At 63.5% G+C, this 17,536-nt stretch carries 15 protein-coding genes and 1 pseudogene; 4 read left to right on the forward strand and 12 right to left on the reverse strand.

Annotation, left to right across the window (positions count from 1 at the left end):
* Positions 1-201: 201 nt before the first annotated feature.
* The gene (locus AC5LXX_RS30230; RefSeq protein ID WP_493412208.1) at positions 202-1,320 is read left to right on the forward strand and encodes a helix-turn-helix transcriptional regulator; all 1,119 of its coding nucleotides are present in this window, start codon (positions 202-204) and stop codon (positions 1,318-1,320) included.
* Positions 1,321-1,612: 292 nt separating this feature from the next.
* Here the strand turns inward: AC5LXX_RS30230 and AC5LXX_RS30235 are convergent, their stop codons facing one another.
* The 5 genes from AC5LXX_RS30235 to AC5LXX_RS30255 form a co-directional block, all read right to left on the reverse strand.
* A complete protein-coding gene (locus AC5LXX_RS30235) occupies positions 1,613-2,338 on the reverse strand; it encodes an OmpW/AlkL family protein (RefSeq protein WP_124454210.1) in 726 nt (241 codons plus the stop codon).
* A 213-nt stretch (positions 2,339-2,551) separates the two neighbouring features.
* Positions 2,552-4,513 (reverse strand): acyl-CoA synthetase, encoded by a 1,962-nt coding sequence (locus AC5LXX_RS30240; protein WP_493412209.1) that lies wholly within the window; start codon positions 4,511-4,513, stop codon positions 2,552-2,554.
* Entirely contained in the window at positions 4,510-5,466 is a 957-nt protein-coding gene (locus AC5LXX_RS30245; protein WP_493412210.1) for a fumarylacetoacetate hydrolase family protein, read from the reverse strand. The genes AC5LXX_RS30240 and AC5LXX_RS30245 overlap by 4 nt, the downstream gene beginning before the upstream one ends.
* Positions 5,467-5,502: 36 nt before the next feature.
* On the reverse strand, positions 5,503-6,573 hold the full coding sequence (locus AC5LXX_RS30250) for a VOC family protein (RefSeq protein WP_493412211.1): 1,071 nt from the start codon (positions 6,571-6,573) through the stop codon (positions 5,503-5,505).
* Positions 6,574-6,581: 8 nt separating this feature from the next.
* Positions 6,582-8,294: a bifunctional 3-(3-hydroxy-phenyl)propionate/3-hydroxycinnamic acid hydroxylase gene (locus AC5LXX_RS30255; RefSeq protein WP_493413447.1), complete on the reverse strand. Its 1,713-nt coding sequence runs from the start codon at positions 8,292-8,294 to the stop codon at positions 6,582-6,584.
* Positions 8,295-8,406: 112 nt separating this feature from the next.
* On the opposite strand from AC5LXX_RS30255, the pseudogene AC5LXX_RS30260 reads away from it, so the two are divergent.
* Positions 8,407-8,677 (forward strand): annotated as a pseudogene (locus AC5LXX_RS30260) (TetR/AcrR family transcriptional regulator); the annotation flags it as partial.
* 525 nt (positions 8,678-9,202) lie between these two features.
* Entirely contained in the window at positions 9,203-10,234 is a 1,032-nt protein-coding gene (locus tag AC5LXX_RS30265; protein WP_493412212.1) for a helix-turn-helix domain-containing protein, read from the forward strand.
* Between the two features lie 80 nt (positions 10,235-10,314).
* Here AC5LXX_RS30265 and AC5LXX_RS30270 read toward each other — a convergent pair whose 3' ends face one another.
* The 7 genes from AC5LXX_RS30270 to AC5LXX_RS30300 form a co-directional block, all read right to left on the reverse strand.
* Entirely contained in the window at positions 10,315-10,701 is a 387-nt protein-coding gene (locus tag AC5LXX_RS30270) for a nuclear transport factor 2 family protein (RefSeq protein WP_493404287.1), read from the reverse strand.
* An 84-nt stretch (positions 10,702-10,785) separates the two neighbouring features.
* A complete protein-coding gene (gene fdxA, locus AC5LXX_RS30275) occupies positions 10,786-11,109 on the reverse strand; it encodes a ferredoxin FdxA (RefSeq protein WP_493412213.1) in 324 nt (107 codons plus the stop codon).
* 28 nt (positions 11,110-11,137) lie between these two features.
* Complete coding sequence (locus AC5LXX_RS30280; protein WP_493412214.1) at positions 11,138-12,382, reverse strand: ATP-grasp domain-containing protein; 1,245 nt, start codon at positions 12,380-12,382, stop codon at positions 11,138-11,140.
* 33 nt (positions 12,383-12,415) lie between these two features.
* Entirely contained in the window at positions 12,416-13,738 is a 1,323-nt protein-coding gene (locus tag AC5LXX_RS30285) for an ATP-grasp domain-containing protein (RefSeq protein ID WP_493412215.1), read from the reverse strand.
* Between the two features lie 2 nt (positions 13,739-13,740).
* The gene (locus AC5LXX_RS30290) at positions 13,741-15,066 is read right to left on the reverse strand and encodes an ATP-grasp domain-containing protein (RefSeq protein ID WP_493412216.1); all 1,326 of its coding nucleotides are present in this window, start codon (positions 15,064-15,066) and stop codon (positions 13,741-13,743) included.
* Between the two features lie 13 nt (positions 15,067-15,079).
* Positions 15,080-15,832 carry a hypothetical protein gene (locus AC5LXX_RS30295; protein ID WP_493404292.1) on the reverse strand — a complete coding sequence of 251 codons (753 nt, stop codon included), beginning with the start codon at positions 15,830-15,832 and terminating at the stop codon, positions 15,080-15,082.
* Positions 15,833-15,887: 55 nt separating this feature from the next.
* Positions 15,888-16,175, reverse strand: coding sequence for a 2Fe-2S iron-sulfur cluster-binding protein (locus AC5LXX_RS30300; RefSeq protein ID WP_493412217.1), 288 nt, complete (start codon positions 16,173-16,175; stop codon positions 15,888-15,890).
* A 343-nt stretch (positions 16,176-16,518) separates the two neighbouring features.
* On the opposite strand from AC5LXX_RS30300, the gene AC5LXX_RS30305 reads away from it, so the two are divergent.
* A complete protein-coding gene (locus AC5LXX_RS30305; protein ID WP_493412218.1) occupies positions 16,519-17,472 on the forward strand; it encodes an iron-containing redox enzyme family protein in 954 nt (317 codons plus the stop codon).
* Positions 17,473-17,536 lie beyond the last annotated feature (64 nt).

A 17,536-nucleotide genomic window follows, 5' to 3' on the forward strand; every position in this document is an offset into this window, starting at 1 on the left:
CATATGCACCACTCATGCACGCTGGATGGCGAGGATTCTCGCAAAGCCGATTTTCGCGATCATCATTCAGGTGGATGAAAATCGGGAAATAACACGGGGTGAAACGCAAACAACCTGTGTTAGCCTGAAAAAAATACGGTATTCGAAGCAATATCGTCAGACAAAAACCACATACGAAGATCGCGAAGCGACGGGGGAAGCATGCAACGGGACCAACTCATCGGGGACCTCTATGAGGCCGCGCTGCAGCCGGACGGTTTTCTCGAAGTTTTTCATCGGGTCTCCGAATCACTCGGCGCAAACGTCTTTCACATGTTCAGTTGGGACGCCGCGCGCAATGCCCCGCAATTCTCGATCTATTCGCCACGCGCGGAGTTCGACGAGATCATCGCGCTTTACGACCAGTATTACGGTGCGCTCGATCCACGCCGCGGCTTCGTCGAGAACGCACCGCTTGGCGAATTCGTTTGCTGCCAGGATCACCTCACCGACCGCGACGTCGAACGCAGCGAGTTCTTCCAGGACTTTCAGATTCCGTCGGGATTTCGCTACCTGATGGGGATCCGCTTCGCGCGCCCCGGCAGCGACAACATTCTGCTCGGGTTACTGCGAGCGCGCGGCCGCGCGCCGTATTCGCCGGAAGAACGCACGGCCCTGACCGGTATGGCAGGGCATCTGCAACGCTCGATCAACCTGTGGCGAGACGCGCGCGTGCTGCATCGCGACGCCATGCTCGGCGTCGAACTGATGGAGGAGCTGGGTCTTTCCGTCTTTGCGCTGGACAGGCACGCGCGCGTCGTCTTCGTCAACCGGGCGGCAGAGTCGATGCTGCGCGCCACCACCTGCCTGAAGCTCGAGAACGGATACCTGAGCGCGACGAGCGCGCCGCAGAACGATGCACTCAAGGCGGCGTTGACGCGTGTCGCGAAGACCCGCAAGAGCGAGAGCCTTGCGCTTTCCGGCACGCTGGTGGCGGCGCATGAAGTTTTTCTCGGCATCGCGGCGCTGTCCGGACAAGCGCTCCATGCGACGTTCGGCGATGCGACGATGCTGATTACGGTCAGGCGACGCAGCGCCACCCCGCTCGTCGTCGCACAACAGTTGCGGCAGTCGTTCGGCTTGTCGAGCGCCGAAGCGGCGGTGGCCGAGGCGTTGATCAATGGCAAGACGCCTGATGAATGTGCTGCGAGCGCGGGTGTGTCGCTGGCGACGGTGCGTACTCAATTGCGGGCGATCTATGAAAAGACCCATTCGCGGAACCAGGCCGAAGCGGTCGGACGGATGCTTTGGGTGCTCCCGCAACAGAAGCGCACGGATTGATACGTCGAAGGGACGAGCGGTCGTCAAGATTTCGAATATCTTTTCCGAGAAAGCCCCATGCCACTCGTCTCGGAAAAGATGTTCGTGGCCGCGAAAATTCTCGCAAAAGTCGTCTTTGTGAACGTCGCGGCCCTGCCTCAGGCGGCCACGCTCATGGCATCAGTAGGCGATGTAAGGCGCGGACCCGCCTGCCGCCGAACGAGCCGCGCGCCGCCGAAGCTCGACGGCGATCGTCACGTCGCACTCGAGCGCCGGCAGAAACATGCGTGCGCCATGTCCTGGTCGACGCGGTTCAGAAGCGGTATCCGACCGAAAGGAACGTCACGATCGGGTTGACCCGGAACTTGGTGGTGCTCGTGACCGTGCCGACGGATGACCGGGTAGTCAGCGTGGCGCGCGTCGATACCCACGAATACGCTACCGACGCGTTGATCGACCAGTGAGAATCGATGTTGTAGGTCAGGCCGCCGTTGACGACGGGCGCAAAGGATTTCCTGAGTGACACGGATGTCGGCCCCTCGAGCGCCGTACCGACAGTTGGCGAAAAAAAGATCTGCCCGGTGGAAACGGGATTGCTGAGCTTGACGTTGCTGAACCACGTATAGGTGACACCGGCGCCCAGATACGGCCTGAACCGCGCATTCGGCTCGCCGAAGTAGTAGTTGAAGATGATCGCGGGACTCCAGGCCCGCGCGGTCCCCAGTTCGCCGAAACCGCTGAGCGTACCTGAGCCGCTCAAGTGCCATGTCGGCGGAAAACCCATGACCGTCGTCGCCGCGATGTGATCGGTCACGAAGTAGGTCGCGGTCAGTCCGAACGTATCGCCGCTTGCGATGTCCGCACCGCTGCCGGTCATCACTTGCGACTGGCCGAGCGCATTGACGGTCAGCGGATCCGCCGACCCCTGCGGCGCAAAGTGGGACCAGCCGGCATTGACTACCCACTGACCGGCTGATTGCGCATGCGCGCCAGAGATAGCCGCGACCAGTACGACGATTCCTGCGCTGATTCGTTTCATGATTGTCTCCAGATTTTGGTGTGGGTGTTCAAGAATCGTGAAACCTGCCTTCAGCCCCGTGCGCCAGGCGCGGCTCGCGGGCTGTTCCTGCGCGTATGAAGCACGACGCTCAAAGCGTCGGGTTCTTCCTCGTCAATCGAAATTTCATTTCTTTAACTTCGGATTCCAAAATTATTTGCCTACTTCAATCCCAATCCTTCCGAGAATCGACAATCACTGGTGTTCGGGTTCCACCGAAGTTGAAAAGGCAAACGGGAAGCGGCCCATCACCGTATTGGCCTTCGCTATCTGCGCGTGATCGCTCAGCGCCACATGCAAGGCGAGCCCGCGCGACGGGTCGTCCGCCATGCTCACTCGGGCATCCGCGACGCCGGCATCCTTCAGCGCAGCGATCAGCACGTCGAGCGTCTCCCGTCGTTTGAGTTCGGGCTTGAAGATCTTGCCGACCGCCGTGAGCGGCATCGCATCGATGATATGAATCCGCTTCGGTATCGCAGCACGCTCGCCGATCGAGCTGCGTATGAATGTGTCGAGCTCCGTCTCGGTTGCAGTCGCGCCGGCTTTCAACTGGACGTAGGCGACCGGCAGCTCGCCTGCATGCACGTCGGGACGTCCAATTGCCGCAGCGATCTGCACTGCCGGGTGGCGATGCAGCGGTTCTTCGATTGTCGCCGGATCGATGTTGTGACCGCCCCGGATGATGAGCTCCTTGCGGCGGCCCGTGAGCCAGAAGTAGCCTTGCGCATCGCGTCGCGCGAGATCCCCGGTGTTGAGCCACTGCCGGCCGTCGCCGAGATCGAGCCACAGGCTCTTGTTCTGGTCTTCCTGAAGATAGCCCGCGAAAACGTTCGGCCCGGAAATCGTCAGCAACCCGACTTCGTTCTCGACGCAATCGCGCACGTAGCGGCCGGCGTCGTCGAGTATCACCGCCTTCATCATCTGGCCGGGGATGCGCAAACCGATCGAACCGAGGCGCCGTTCGCCGCCAGGCGGATTGACGCTGCTTACGCACGCGCCTTCGGTAAGCCCGTAACCTTCGAGGATCCGGACCCCGGTGCGCTCCTGGAACGCGCGGAATACTTCCACGGGCATCGGTGCGGCACCGCAGAGCCCATACTCGAGCGAGTCGATATTCCAGCCGTCGACGGGCACGTCGAGCAACGCCGAATACAAGGTCGGCACCGCGCTGAAGAAATTGATCCTGTGGCGCTCGACGATTTCCCAGAATCGTTTGACGACGCCGTCGCCGCGATAGCCCTGTGGCGTACCCAGCACCACATGCGCGCCGCGCGAGAACGGCACCAGGCCGGTTGCCAGCACGGCATTGACATGGAACAGCGGGAGTCCGCAGAAAACGGCCTTCCCCGGACCCATCCCGGCACCGACGACCTGCCCGACGCTCCAGGCATTGGCCACCTCGTTGCCGTGCCGGCGAACCGCGATTTTCGGCAAACCCGTCGTGCCGCCCGTGCAGAAGTAGGACGATATGTCGTCGGCTTCGAAACGCCGTGGGATCAGCAGCGAATCGCCGGATTCACGCGACATCGCATCGTCGAAATCGTGGATCGCGATGTGGCGCGGAACGGCGCCGCGCACACCCGCGCGCCCGTGCAACCGTTTACATTCGCGACGCTGCATCACGCGCGCCGCCATTCGGCGCCATCCGTGCACGCGTCCGGCCAGGTCGATCAGGACGAGGCTTCGCAGCGACGGCACCTGGCTCAGGAAGGGCTGGATCTTCGACCAGATATCCGTTCCCGGAAAGGGTGCCAGCGTCACCAGCACTTTCGCGTTTGCGGCCTTGAGCAGCGATGCGATTGCCGGCCCCTCCAGCAACGGATTGATCGCGCATACGATCCCGGCCGCTTCGCCTCCCCAGATGACGAAATGCGTCTCCGGCAAGTTCGGCAGCACGTAGGCGACCACCGAGTGGCGATCGATGCCGAGGCGCGAAAACATGTTCGCAGTCCGGTTGATATCCCGCAGAAGCTCCGAATAGGTCCAGCGCAATGGCTTGCGATGATCGTCGGCACGCAGGAAAAACGACAAGGCCGGCGCGTTCGGGTCGATCGCCGCACCACGGCCGATCATCTCGTAGGTGCTGGCCGGGAGGTCGGCGGGCGGCCCCTGGTTTTCGATCCGCAGCACGTCCGCTTCGGTTGCGATGGCGTTCATGCGTGCTCGTCCACGATTCGGTTGCGTTGCACACCGAGGTCGATCGCCCCATCCTTGCTCCAGATGCGCGATTCGACCAGATCTCCGGCCTTCAGGTACTGCGGGCGCGCGGCCTGAACCTTCGCGAAGATCCGCCACTTCACGTGCTCGGGCAGCAACGCGGCAATCCGTTGTTTCGCCGGCGATGGAATGCTGAGTGCGCATCCGGACGGCGTGCCCGTTGCAAGCAAGTCGCCGGCGTTCAGATCCTGAACGCCCGAAAGCTCGGTGAGCGTTTCGGCCGGACCGTACACGAGATTCCCGGTCGAATCGCTCTGCCGCACTTCCCCGTTCACGGTCAATGTCAGTGTCAGCGCGCGCAGCCGCGCGATATCGCTTGCCTCCAGCAGGCACAGATACGGTCCCACCGGTCCGAACGTTCGATAGCTCTTCCCCTTGTAGAACTGCATTTGGGGAATCTGGATATCGCGTGCGGAATAGTCGTTGACGATCACGAGGCCGGCAACGTACTCGTGCAGGTTCGCCTCCGTGATGGCTTGCCGGGACGTGATGTCGCGGCGAAGCACGAGCCCCAGTTCGATCTCGTAGTCCAGGAATTGCACATGGTGCGGCCGGACGACGTCGGAATCGGCGGCGACGATGCAGCTGGTCGCCTTCGTGAAGATCATGTTGAATGACTTCGCGTCCGGATTCATGCCGGACTCGATCATGTGCTGGCGATAGTTGGCGCCCTGGCAAACGAACTGTTGATTGCGCGTAACCGGCGACAGCCACTCGACGTCCGACTCGGGAATCGTTTCTCCACCGAGCGCGGCGAGTTCATCGATCCGATGCGCTCGCACGAATTCGCCGGTCGTCGGGTAGTCGCCCGGTATCGGTGTGATCCGGCCATTCGTCACCACGCCCCATTGGGCGCGCCCCTGATGCCGGTAGTGCAAGACGTGCAATGCCATGAAGATGCCTCGAACAGGTCTGAGTGAAGATGAAGGTCACGCAAACAGCTTCGCGAGCGTGCGCAGCTTCGCGAACGTGACGTCCGGACTGGTCCGGAGGTTTCGGATGAGCGCTGCGATGCTTGCCGCGGTGATCTTCGGTTTGGTGAAGCTGCGCGGCATCCGTGGGCCCCACTGCGACATCGCTTCACGGCTGACTTCGTGGATGCCCGTCGCCACGTCCGCCGTGAACATGTCCCCATCGCAATAGTGTTCGTGCTTGTCGCCCCACGGGTCCTGCCAATAGTCGAAGACCTGGCTGCCGAGAATGTGGCGCCCCATCCCCCATGCGTGCGTCCATCCTTTTTCGCTCAGCACGCGCTGCCCGACCCCCACGGCATCCGCGTCAACCAGCTCGAATGCCGAGTGGCTGTACAGCGCCGCGAATCCCTGTGCCAATGCCAGGGTATGGTGATCCGCGGGTGTCGCCCCGCGATCGAGTCGCAGGAACGCGACGGCGGGCGATCCATCCGGCAACACCTGAACGTCGCTCGGGATGAAGCCGAAGTGAGACGTGTACCACGCGCAGGTCGCCTGGAAATCGGCGAGTTCGAGCACGACATGACCGAGGCGAATCACTTCCGGCGCCTCCAGCGGCGGACGCTGGGTATCGTTCACGCGAACGACGGTATCGGGCGAGTTGAACGGCAACGCCGACCGGTGCGGCAGGGCACCGGCCTGCGCTTGTCCCGCGATGGCGTCGACACGAAAACCCGATGGATCGACGAGCGTGACGCGATGCCCGCCGCCGGGCCACGATGACGGCTCCACGTTCGACGCGCCCGGTACATGGGCAAGCTTGCGCAGCGTGTCGATGTCGTCAACTTCGAGCCCGAAGCCGACGAAGCGGTTTTTTTCAGCACGCCGGACGACGTAGCAGAACGGTGTGCCAGCCGTGCCGCGGAGGAACAGATATTCGCCGTCACGGGATACCGTTCGCAGACCGAAATCGTTGAGAAATCGTTCGGCCCGTTCGAGATCGGGACGCTCGAACATCAAATAGGAAAGCGCCCGGGCCTTCGTCGTCGGCTGGGGATTTCGTGCGGGTTGTGCAGTCGTGAGCTTCATGGGGGGCCTCAGGAAGTCGGCTGGGCAATGTGACCGGATAGCGGCGACAAGGAAGTGCGCGCACCAAGCAATTGCAGGGATTCGAGAACGAGGCGGGTCGAGTCGGCCACCGGGCCCTCGTGCAGGACCGTTTTGTCCGGCCGAATCACGGCCGCCCAGCCAAACCGCACGACACCCGGCATGAACGTACCGTTCAGGTCCTCCCATCCGTCGTTCTCGATGCGATGAAGGCGCTGCCCACGGTGTACGACCTGCACCACGACACCACCCGCCGCAATCAGCGCGGCTCGCGCGTCGGCGTCGAGCTCGACGCCCGGATCCCGTCCGAATCCGATCAACGCGAGACCGCTACCGAACACGTCGTCGCTCAGGCGGATCGCCCCATCGTGCTTGCGCAGCCATCCCTGCGGAAGGGCTGCTCCGCGCACGAGCCGCGTGGACGAATGGCCGGGAACGAACAGACCGCACCGGAACGCATTCTTCGGCTTGATCCCGAGCTCGTCGAAATGATTCCGTAGCGGCGGAACGAACCGCGTCAATCGCATCAGACCATGCGTGAACAACGCGATCCCGGCATTGCGCGGCATCACGAGCTTCCCCATGAATTTCGCAACGCCGATCATCGCCTTGGCGTGAGGTCGGCGCTCCCGATCGTAGGAGTCGAGAATTTGCGGGGTTGCGTGGCCTTTGACGACCCACGCCAGTTTCCAGCCCAGATTCGCGGCATCACGCAGACCGGCGACGAGCCCCTGGCCGACGAACGGCGGCGTGATATGGGCGGCGTCGCCTGCAAGAAAAACGCGTCCCTTGCTGAATGTCGTGACGGTTCGGGCATGAAATCGGTACACGGCCTTGCGTTCGATCACCATGTCCTTGATGCCGCCCCACGGCGCGAGCAGTTCGCGGATGCGTTCGTCGGATTCCATCTCCTCTCGCGTCTCGTCGGGATGGAGCATGAACTCCCAACGCTCGCGCCCACCGGGGGCAGTCATATGAGGCGTCGGCCGCCGGTGGTCACAGATGAACTCGACATGGTCGATGGGTCGGCGCACGTTTCGCGCGTCGACGATCAACCAGTCTTCCGCGAACGTCTTGCCCTTGAAATCCTGTCCGATCAACTGGCGCACCATCGAGCTGGCACCGTCGGCACCGACGACGTAGCGGGCGCGCACGACGTGCCGCGCGCCCTGCCCGCTGTCGAGCGTGGCGGCGACGTGATCGGCGTTCTCGTCGAGCGAGACGAGCGTCACACCGAGCGCCATTCGGGCGGTGCGGTGCGCGGTCAGTCGCGCACGCAAGCATCGCTCGAGATCCGGTTGATAGAACGTCACGAGCTTCGGATGGCCATCGATGCTCCCGAGCGTATTGATGCGCCCGAACTCGCCGAACCAGGGCGAGCGCATCCGGACGTACGGAATCGCCACCGTATCGAGATCGGCTTCGTTCACCCCGACGTACTGCAGGATGCGAAGCGCGTCGTTGTCGAGCGCGATCGCACGCGGCGCCATGAAGATCTCCGCCGCCCTGTCGACGACAAGCACACGCACGCCGTCCCGGCCAAGAAGCGCGCCGACCGCCGCGCCGACGGGGCCGCAGCCCACGACAAGCACGTCTACATCCGACGGCAAGTCGCAGCCGCCGGCGCAGCCCGCGTTGTCGTTGCTTTCATGGGCGCCCGACTCGCACGCCAGTTTTGTCTCCGTCACCGTTCTGTCTCCAATTCTTGAGACTGGCCACTGCAGGCCGCCTTGGTGACATTAAAATCATCGTTGATGTTTTTGTCAATTATGACGTTCGAACGTATACTCAAACACCGAACCCGGGCGCACGCCGATGCCCAACGCTTCCTCCGGTCGCAGCAGAACACCTCCGCCGGCCGTCTCGAACCAGCAATCGCCGTCGAGCCCCGAGGTTCGCGAGCCTCGAGGCGCGCCCGGAAAGCGCGAGACACGGGCGCGCCTGCCGGATGCCGCCTTTGTGCTCATGGCGCAAAAGGGGATGGAAGGCGTCGCGATCAATGAAATTACGGAAGCCGCGGACGTTGGGGTCCGGCTCGTTCCATAACCACTTCGAATCGAAAGAAGCGATTCATGCTGCGGTTCTGGCGAGAACACTAGCGATCTACCGTCCACCTGTGATCGGTAGAACCTGCCGGGTATGGGATGCTGATCGGCACGACATGCGAAACAAAAAATTTTCGCAGATGGTGCGATGTCGGAGATCCATCGAGCGACTGACTCGCGATATTAATGCGGTTGCTCTAATGCATGCCCGAAGATACAAGGGCAAGCCCGCTGCCCCCGGTTCTTCAAAACAGACAGCATGCCCATCGAAAGATAATCGAAAGAAAAACAGCCCTGAAATAGCGCATCGAATTTCACAAAATCGAAATCATTATTTCACCATCAGCGACCTTGAAGACGCGGATCACTTCAAAAGCCGCCATGTGCGATGGAACCCCATTAAAAATGGCCGAAACACCGCCAATCGAGAATCAATTAAAACCATCACATAAATTATATAGATAGAAGAAAATTTACCTAGCCACGCCCCCCTCCGCACGTCACATTCCTTCAAAAAACCCCTCTATAATTTAGCAAACCAAAAATACGATTTAGAGGGCCACAAGATGAGCAGCACAACCAATCCGCCTTTCCGTTTCTCCTTACAAGATTATTCACCTGCCGAGCGACTCGATGCATGGCAGACCCAGTATTCGATTGCCGAGTTTTCTTTGACTGCGCCGATTGACCCGATAATCGATTACCAATTTATCGGCTACACGCTTGGCAACATTTCGGTCGGTAAGTGGACCTACCACCATCCGGGGAATGCGGCGGCGCCGCTTTCGTACGCGCTCAACCGTTCGGCGGCGTTCATCCGGCGGGACGGGATGGACAACTATTCGTTCAACCTGCGGGATGCGGGAAGCGTGCGCGGGGAGATGGATGGACGACCGGTGTTCGTCCAGCCCGGGGATATCCTCGTCGTCGACCAGGCTCGTCCCTATCACCGCGAAATCCAGGCGGGTGACGCAGTCACGCTGCTGGTCGCGCGCGACATGCTGCCGAACCTGCCGTCGAGCGTCCACGGCACCATCTTCAGCGGCGGAATCAGCCAGCTCCTCGACAGCTATCTGAGGAGCCTGCTCGACAAGATCGGCACGCTGTCGCAAGCGGAGGCGCTGCATGCCGAGCAGGCGACGCTGAGCCTGGTGAAGGCGATGCTCAGCCCGACCGCTCAGGAGATCTCGAATGCGCGCAACGAGTTGCTGTCGACCCTGTACGTGAAGATCAAGGAGTACATCCGGCAGAACCTCGAATCACCGGACCTGTCGCCGGATCGGATCTGCAAGGAAATCGGCATCTCGCGCTCGAGCCTGTACCGGCTGTTCGAGCAGGATGGCGGGGTCGCGAATTACATCCGCAAGCGCCGCCTGCTCGCGATTCACCGCGCGCTGATGTCGCCCGAAAGCGCGCGTCACCGGATCGGTGATCTGGCATACCGGTACGGATTCAACAGCAACACGCAGCTCAGTCGTGCGTTCAAGCTGGAATTCGGTCACGCGCCGAGCGAGACGCGTGTCGTCGCGGGAAGCGCGCAGCATCACCTGCAACGCACCGATACCGACTACAGCGGCTGGCTCACGCAGATTCGCTGAACCTCGCGGCGAACACAGCGTGCGACGGCCCGGTGTGCGATGCACCGGGCCGTCGCGCATCCTGCCAGACGATCAGGCGATCAGGCGAACGCCGCCACGGCGGCCGCCGTGTCCTCGAAGATCCGATAGTGGCGGATCACGTTGCCCTCGATGCGTGCAACGACGGCGAATTCGCTCTTGAAGGTTCGCCCTGTCTTGCGCACGCGATGCTGCATGTAGCCGTATGCGAACACGTAGTCGTCGGCTTCGGCCCATTTGCGGATCTCGAACTGCTCGGTCTCGAACAGCTCGCCCAGCGTGCCGAGCAGGCGTTGGACACCGGCCTTGCCGACGAAGCGCCCGTAGATCGGCAGGCTTTCGGGGCCCTGCGGCTCGAACACCGTCGCGTCGTCGATGACCTCGAGCGCGCCCGATACGTCACCGGCGCCAACCTTCGAGAAGAACTGTTGCAGCGGATTGAGTGCCATGCAAACCTCCATGAATGGTGAATGGCAAAGCGGGATTATCGAGACCGGCTCCCGCCGCGACGCCGGTATATCGTCGTGCGCCGCCTACGATTCGAGCAGCGCGATCTTGCCGTCGACATTCGCCCAGCAGGCCGCATCGACCGGCGGCAGCTGGCTGCGCGTGATGCTCGGCCAGGTCTTCGACAGTGTCATGTTCAACGCGACGAACGCGTACTGCGCCGCCGGCACCTCGTCGGCGGGAAAGATCGCGCCGACCGGGCATTCGGCACGACACACGCCACAGTCGATGCACTCGTCCGGGTCGATGACCAGAAAATTCGCGCCTTCGTGAAAGCAATCGACCGGACACACCTCGACGCAATCGGTGTAGCGGCATTTGATGCAGTTTTCCGTGATCACGTGTGCCATGCTCGGCTCCTGTCGAAAGGCCCGTGCGTCAGGAAGACGCCGGCACGGAGATGCACAGCGACGCGGAGGCGAACAGCCGCTCGATCCAGTCGCTCGTCTCCTCCGGGCTCGGCGTGCCGATGATCCCCGCGAGCGGGGTTTCGCGCGCCGAGTACGTGACATTCGATGCGAATGCGCGCCCCGTCTCGAGTTCGGCCCACGCGAGCACAGCGGGGCTCGTGCGGAACGGCTCGACGCCGGAGAACCCGTGGAAGCGGCCGCCTTGCACGTGATGGCCCGGAAACACGAACCAGCCATGCCAGAGCTGCTGCGCGAACGCGGTGCGCGCCGGCAGGCTTGCCGGTGCGCCGATCAGCAGCCGCAGTTCGACCGACGGCAGGTGGATGCCGGTGGCGAGCTCGAACGTCGCGACCACGTCCGCGCCGCCGACCCGGTTGCCGACTTCGAGGAACACCAGTTCGCCGTCGTGTTCGATCGCTTCGAGGTGGAAGCTGCCCGTATCGATGCGCACCGCAGCCAGCACGCGCTCGACCCAGCGCCGAGCCGTGTCGCTCAGCGCGAAATGGTACGAACCGAGCGGCTGACCCGCCGCGTAGCCGAGACAGGTGCCCACATAGCGGCTCGCGGTGATCGCGCGCGGCGTGCCGTCCGCGACAATGCCGTCGAAATGCAGAATCGGACCGTCGACGAATTCCTCCAGCTGGAAATCCCTGATATCCGGCGCGTGCGAATCGAGCGCGGCGACGCCCGTGCGCCCCGCCGCCAACGCATCGAACAGCGCGGCGGGCGTATCGAACACGACGACGTCGGCGCTCGACGCGCCGCTGTGCGGCTTCAGCACCGTCTTGCCGTGCCACGGCGTGTGCCCCTGCGCGTCGATCCACGCGCGCAACGGCAGGAAACGCGGCACGCGCACACCGGCATCGCGCACCGCCGCCTTCATTTTCACCTTGTCGCGCACCAGCATCACTTCTTCGACCGATTTGCCGGCGATGCCGAATCGCTCGCGCAGCTTCGCTGCGTCGATCAATTCGTACTCCGACAGGGAAATCACGATGTCGAATCGCTGCGGACGGGCTTCGAGCCAGGCACTCGCCTCATCGAACGCAGTGGCGGGGCCGGCCCGTTCGACACGCGAGCAGCGCAGCTCCGCCGGAATCGTGTCGAGAATGTCACGCTTGCCGAAATACGTGACGTCATGCAGATCGTGATCGATGCCACGCGCATAGTCGATGCGCGGATAGGGCACGCGGTGCAATACGAGAATGTTCATCGCGGTCTCCGGACCAATTGATTGACGGTGGCGTCACGCCGCCGCGCGCACTTCACAGGCCGCATCGAGCGCAGCCGGCCAGCTCGCGCGCAGCGTAGCGACGACGTCGCGAATATCGGCGTCGCCCGGTTCGAGCGTGATGCAGGCGAGCGCGACGAAATCGGCGTTGTCGCGTGCGATCGCGTGAACGAAGCGCCGGTCAGCGTGCAACCATTCGAAGCCCTGTGATTGCAGCGCGCCGTCGCGCAAGCCGAGTGTGCGCACGGTGTCGGCAATCGCGTCGCCGAGCGGGTCCGCGCCGGCCCGCACGTCCTGCGGCGAAAACTGCCGGTCGTATGCAACGCCCAGCATCACCGCGGCAGCGAAGCGCGCGGGCTCCGGCAGCGTCACGGGCGGCGCGACGCCCCAGACCGTGTCGATCCACGCGTGGAACAGATCGACGCCGTAGGCCCAGCGCGCGAGCCACCAGATCTTCATGCCTGCCGGACGCCGGTTCGGTTCCACGACGGCAGCCTGCAACCCGTCGTCGCTGAGCTTGATCTCGTTGTGAAACGGGCCGTCGCGTTGCCCGACCAGCAGATTGGCGAGGCGGCCCGCGCGCGTGAGCGTGTCGGCTTCGTGAGCGGCGAGCCGCGACGGCAGGATCTGCGCGACCTCGACCGGATAGCGGCCGGTCGCGCTGACCTTCTCGGTCGTGAACGCCAGCGCACCCAGGCCGTCGAACGAGAATTCCCGCGCGAACGGAATGAATGCTTCGCAGATCACGCCGCGCGACACATACGGCGCGACTTCGGCGAATGCGGCTTCCATGCTGTCGCCGTCGCGCACGACCACCACGCCGCGGTTGTTGCCCTCGCACGACGGCTTGACGACGAAGCCACCCGGATGCGCGGCACCGAAGCGCCGCAGATCGTCGACCGACGCTGCCTCCGCATAGTCCGGCACCATCACGCGCTGCGCTTCGAGCAGCGCACGCACGCGGTGCTCCGCGACCCGATACGCGTGCTTGCTGAACGCACCGGCCGCGAGCGACGCGGAATCGACCGCAAGGCCGAGCCGCTCCAGCAGCGCGGCGCCATGCTGGACCGCGTTGTCCGAGAACACGATACCGGCCCGCAGGTCGCCCGCGATGCCCGCGAGCCGCGCAACGGCGACATCGACGAAGCCGTCCGCGAGCGGGTCGAGATCGATCACGTCGTCGCAGATACGCCGGTCACGCTCGCTTGGGCCCGAACGGATCAGCACCTTCCGGGCGCCGTAGCGCTCCCGCGCGTAGCGCGCCAGGTGCGCGACGTCTTCCACCCGGCTCAGGTTGTAGTCGACGATCAACAACGTCGATGTGGAACGAGCAGTCATGATCAGGCTCCCAGCGCGGGTTCGGCGACCCGGTAGTGCACAGTAATGGCGTCCGCGGAAGCCGCGAGCAGCGTGTCGAGCTCGGCGTCGCGTTCCGCGCGGCTCATCGACCACAACAACTGACCGAGAAATACTTCGCGTGATGCCGGATCCACTTCGTCCCCGGACTTCAGCAGCACCTGCGTCACCACGGGCGCGCGCGGCAGCGGATTGAGCGAGATCGACTCGATCCGGCCCGGCGACGCGAAGTAGACGCGGAAGACCGTCGCGTTCGGGCCCGCCGCATGGCCGTCGATGCCATACGCGAGGTGCGCGAGCGACGCGCGCGCGGCATCGGCATCCAGCAGCAGTACCGCGAGCCACATGTCGAGCAGGTTCACTGCGCCATTGAGCGCCAACACGCTCGGCGAAATCAGGCTGCCGCCCACACGCGGATTGATCTCGATCAGGTCCCATCGCGTGCCGTCGAAACGGGCCTCGACATGGAAGCAGCCCCAGTCGAGCGCAAGGTGCGCGAACACCTTGCCGAGCCACGCGATGCCGGCCGCGCATTCGTGTGCGGCGATCGAGACGGGCGGGCTGGTGCAGCTGTCCTCCAGCACGGTGCCGTTCGCTTCGGTCAGTTCGCATTTCTCGTGGATCGCGACCACGTACTGACGTCCGTCGACCACCAGCACCTCGAAGCTGCACTCGGTTCCGCTCACGTACTCTTCCGCGATGAACCGAACGCCGTCGCCGAGCACCGACGCATAGACCGTGTCCGCCCGCGCTTCGGCCGCGATCGCCTCGAGCGTCGCCCAGCTCGTGTCGTGCGTGAGCCGGAAGGCACCGTACGACGCGATACCCTGCACCGGCTTCACGAAATAGTCGCCGCCCGTCGCCTGCAGCGCGCGCAGCACATCCGGCGTGAGCGCACGCGCGGTTCGGCTGGAGAGGCCGGCCGCATGCAGCGCGTTGCGGACATGAAGCTTGTCGCGCAGCGATTCGACGCGAGCGGGCGCCAGATCGGCGACACCGAGGCGCGCATTCGCATGGGCCATCAGCCCGCGGTAGCCTTCCCAAACCGAAATGCAGGCGCGCACCCGTACGCCGCGCGCCTGCAACGCGTCGAGCGTGCGGTCGACATCCTCCACCGCCAGCTCGTGCGCGTCGCCCGCATGAACGCCGGCCGCCAGCGCGCGCAGCGCGTCGAGGCGCCCCGCGTGCTCCGGCAGCGGCCGGGAAGTCAGGACGTACGCGTGCAATTGCCGCTGGCCGATCGCCGCGACCAGATCCTCGACGAACGAATAACCGCAGTGACTCAGAATCAGAACGCCATCAGCCAGCATGTCGGCTCTCCCGTCAGGCTGCCGCCTTCAGCGTCGACGCAATCTTGTCGTCGTACAGTTCCTTGAAGTACAGCGCGAGAACCGTCTGGTGTTCGCCCAGATAGCGCTTCAGCGCCGCGATGTCATCGTCGTCGCGCAACAGGTAGCGGATCGCCGCCCACACTTCGCCCGGATGGTCGTCGTTGATGTCGGTGTGCGAATGCGCGATTTGACCGCCGATGTTCTGCTCGCCGACCGAATCCTTCAGCGCCTCGATCTTGCGCGGCTCGAGTTTCACGTTCACGTACTCGACCAGATACGAGTACGCAACGACGCCGAGCGGGCCCTCGTGATCGAGCAGATACGAGAAGTAGCCGGTCAGCAGCTTCGTCGACAGGTACGGCTCCGTCGCGAGAAACACGTCGCGCGTGACGCCGGCGCGCTCGAGATCCTGGATGAACAGGTCGTCGTGCAGCATCTCCTCGCGCTCGTAGTTCGCCCAGATCTGCGCCGCTTCCGGGCTGCGCTTCGCGATCTCGGCGAGCGCCTTCGATTCGGACACGCGCAGCAGCCGGATGCGCCATGCCGTTTCGATCAGGTGGCGACGGTAGTACTCGCTGTCGACGGACTTGCCTTCGAGGTGCGCGGCGTACGGCACGGTGTCGTACCACGTGTCGATCTGACGGTCGATCAGCGCGTCGATCTCGCTGCGCAACTGCGCGCCTGCGGCTGCATTCAGGAACGGCGTACGGTGCTCGAGACCGGCGTTTTTCACACGATTACTCATAAGAAATCCTATATAAATGACGTGGAGACAGGCATGGAACGCAACGTTGATGGATTCAGCCGCCGGACGCGGCGACCTGGACGGTCGCCGCGCCGGTCAGCCGGCATTGACACGCGAGCCTGAAGCGCTCGTCCGGATATCCGAGCGTGCGGAGAAAGGCCGTCTCTTCCGCTTGCCGGCTGCCGAGATTGGGCAGGCCGTCCAGGACTTCGATGACACAGGCACCGCACGCACCTGCCCGGCAGCCGAACGGAATCGATTCCTGTCCGTGCAGCTCGAAGTCGAGCTCCGTCAGCGCGGCGCGATCCGGAAGCCATACTTCGATACCCTGCGGCAGCAACATCAGTCTGTGCATCGCTTCATCCTCCGTGTCCATCCGGACCGCCATCATCTGCGAACGCAGCAGCGGGCCCGGTGCACGTAATGTATGAAAAGCGCGGCCGCCACCGTTAGCGTTTTTGTCCCAACAAACCGACGATTCGTTTCAGTGCGTCCGCCCACGCCGAATGCCGTGCGGGATGGGACGCACTGTCAATCCATTGAGACGCGCCGGCTAACCGTCGCGCATCGCGTTCAGTACATTTCCCATCATCGTCGGCTTCGCAGCACGGCCTTGCGCCGGTATCCGCCATCAGCGGAGCCGTATGGTCCGCAATCCCTCCCATCCCGAGACTGGAGCGACAAGCATGTCCACGCAAGCGATTCAAGAAGCAACGCAGCACCTGATCCGCGCGGCACACGGCCCCGAAACGGCCGATGCTCCCCGCTGCAATACGCTCGACGCGCAGAAGCGCCTGAACGCGTTCTACCTGCGCGAACTCGCGCCGCCGAGCGCATACGACACGATTCCGCAACCGGCGGAATACGACGAGATCCTGGCGCTGGAAAGCGAGTGGAATCTCCACGAGGAATCGCGTCTCGACCTGTCCGGACTGCCCGAGAACGCCGAGCAACTCGAAGAGTGGTACTACACGCTGCGTCGCACGAATCGCGAAGCCGTCGCGCCGTTCTTCCGCTTTCTCGCCGAGGACGCATCGCTCGAGCAGCTCGCGTTCTACGTCTGCCTCGAAGCCCAGGTCGACGGACGCTTCGACGACACGATCGCGCTGTCGCAGATCGGCATGCTGGGCGACATGAAGCTCGCGGTCGCGGAGAACTTCTGGGACGAAATGGGGCTCGGCGAGCTGGAAGGCATGCACACGTTGCTGTTCGGCAAGGCCGAGCCGCATTTCCGGCAGTACCTGCAACGCTTCGATCCGTCGATCCTGTCGTCGGCCCTCGCGCTGAAGAACGGCAACCTGCTGTCGATGTACGCACTGCGTCGCTGGTACGTGGTCCGTCTGCTCGGCACGCTGACGCTGCTCGAGGACACGGTGCCGTACCGCTTCTCGAAGATGGTGAAGGGCATGCGCCGCCACCAGGTGCCCGAGGAAGTCATCGCCTACCACGTGCTGCACACGAAGATCGACGTGGTGCACGGCAATAGCCTGGTGAAGCGCGTACTGCTGCCGCTCGCGACGCAAAACCCGGCCGCGATCCGGGACATCTGCATCGGTTGCCTGATCCGCTTCAACGTCGAGAAGGACTACTACGAAGGCGCCGGCCAGGTGATGGAGAACATGCGCCAGTCGCTGCAGTGACGCGGCAGCGCGGGCTACCCCACGCGCCTTGCCGTTTCCCGGGGCGGTCCGCGCGACCAGCGCG

The sequence above is a fragment of the Burkholderia torrens genome (assembly GCF_984668525.1).

Coding starts and splice junctions, on each gene's coding strand:
- AC5LXX_RS30230 (WP_493412208.1), top strand. CDS start 202: ATGCAACGGGACCAACTCATCGGGGACCTCTATGAGGCCGCGCTGCAG.
- AC5LXX_RS30235 (WP_124454210.1), bottom strand. CDS start 2,338: ATGAAACGAATCAGCGCAGGAATCGTCGTACTGGTCGCGGCTATCTCT.
- AC5LXX_RS30240 (WP_493412209.1), bottom strand. CDS start 4,513: ATGAACGCCATCGCAACCGAAGCGGACGTGCTGCGGATCGAAAACCAG.
- AC5LXX_RS30245 (WP_493412210.1), bottom strand. CDS start 5,466: ATGGCATTGCACGTCTTGCACTACCGGCATCAGGGGCGCGCCCAATGG.
- AC5LXX_RS30250 (WP_493412211.1), bottom strand. CDS start 6,573: ATGAAGCTCACGACTGCACAACCCGCACGAAATCCCCAGCCGACGACG.
- AC5LXX_RS30265 (WP_493412212.1), top strand. CDS start 9,203: ATGAGCAGCACAACCAATCCGCCTTTCCGTTTCTCCTTACAAGATTAT.
- AC5LXX_RS30270 (WP_493404287.1), bottom strand. CDS start 10,701: ATGGCACTCAATCCGCTGCAACAGTTCTTCTCGAAGGTTGGCGCCGGT.
- fdxA (WP_493412213.1), bottom strand. CDS start 11,109: ATGGCACACGTGATCACGGAAAACTGCATCAAATGCCGCTACACCGAT.
- AC5LXX_RS30280 (WP_493412214.1), bottom strand. CDS start 12,382: ATGAACATTCTCGTATTGCACCGCGTGCCCTATCCGCGCATCGACTAT.
- AC5LXX_RS30285 (WP_493412215.1), bottom strand. CDS start 13,738: ATGACTGCTCGTTCCACATCGACGTTGTTGATCGTCGACTACAACCTG.
- AC5LXX_RS30290 (WP_493412216.1), bottom strand. CDS start 15,066: ATGCTGGCTGATGGCGTTCTGATTCTGAGTCACTGCGGTTATTCGTTC.
- AC5LXX_RS30295 (WP_493404292.1), bottom strand. CDS start 15,832: ATGAGTAATCGTGTGAAAAACGCCGGTCTCGAGCACCGTACGCCGTTC.
- AC5LXX_RS30300 (WP_493412217.1), bottom strand. CDS start 16,175: ATGTTGCTGCCGCAGGGTATCGAAGTATGGCTTCCGGATCGCGCCGCG.
- AC5LXX_RS30305 (WP_493412218.1), top strand. CDS start 16,519: ATGTCCACGCAAGCGATTCAAGAAGCAACGCAGCACCTGATCCGCGCG.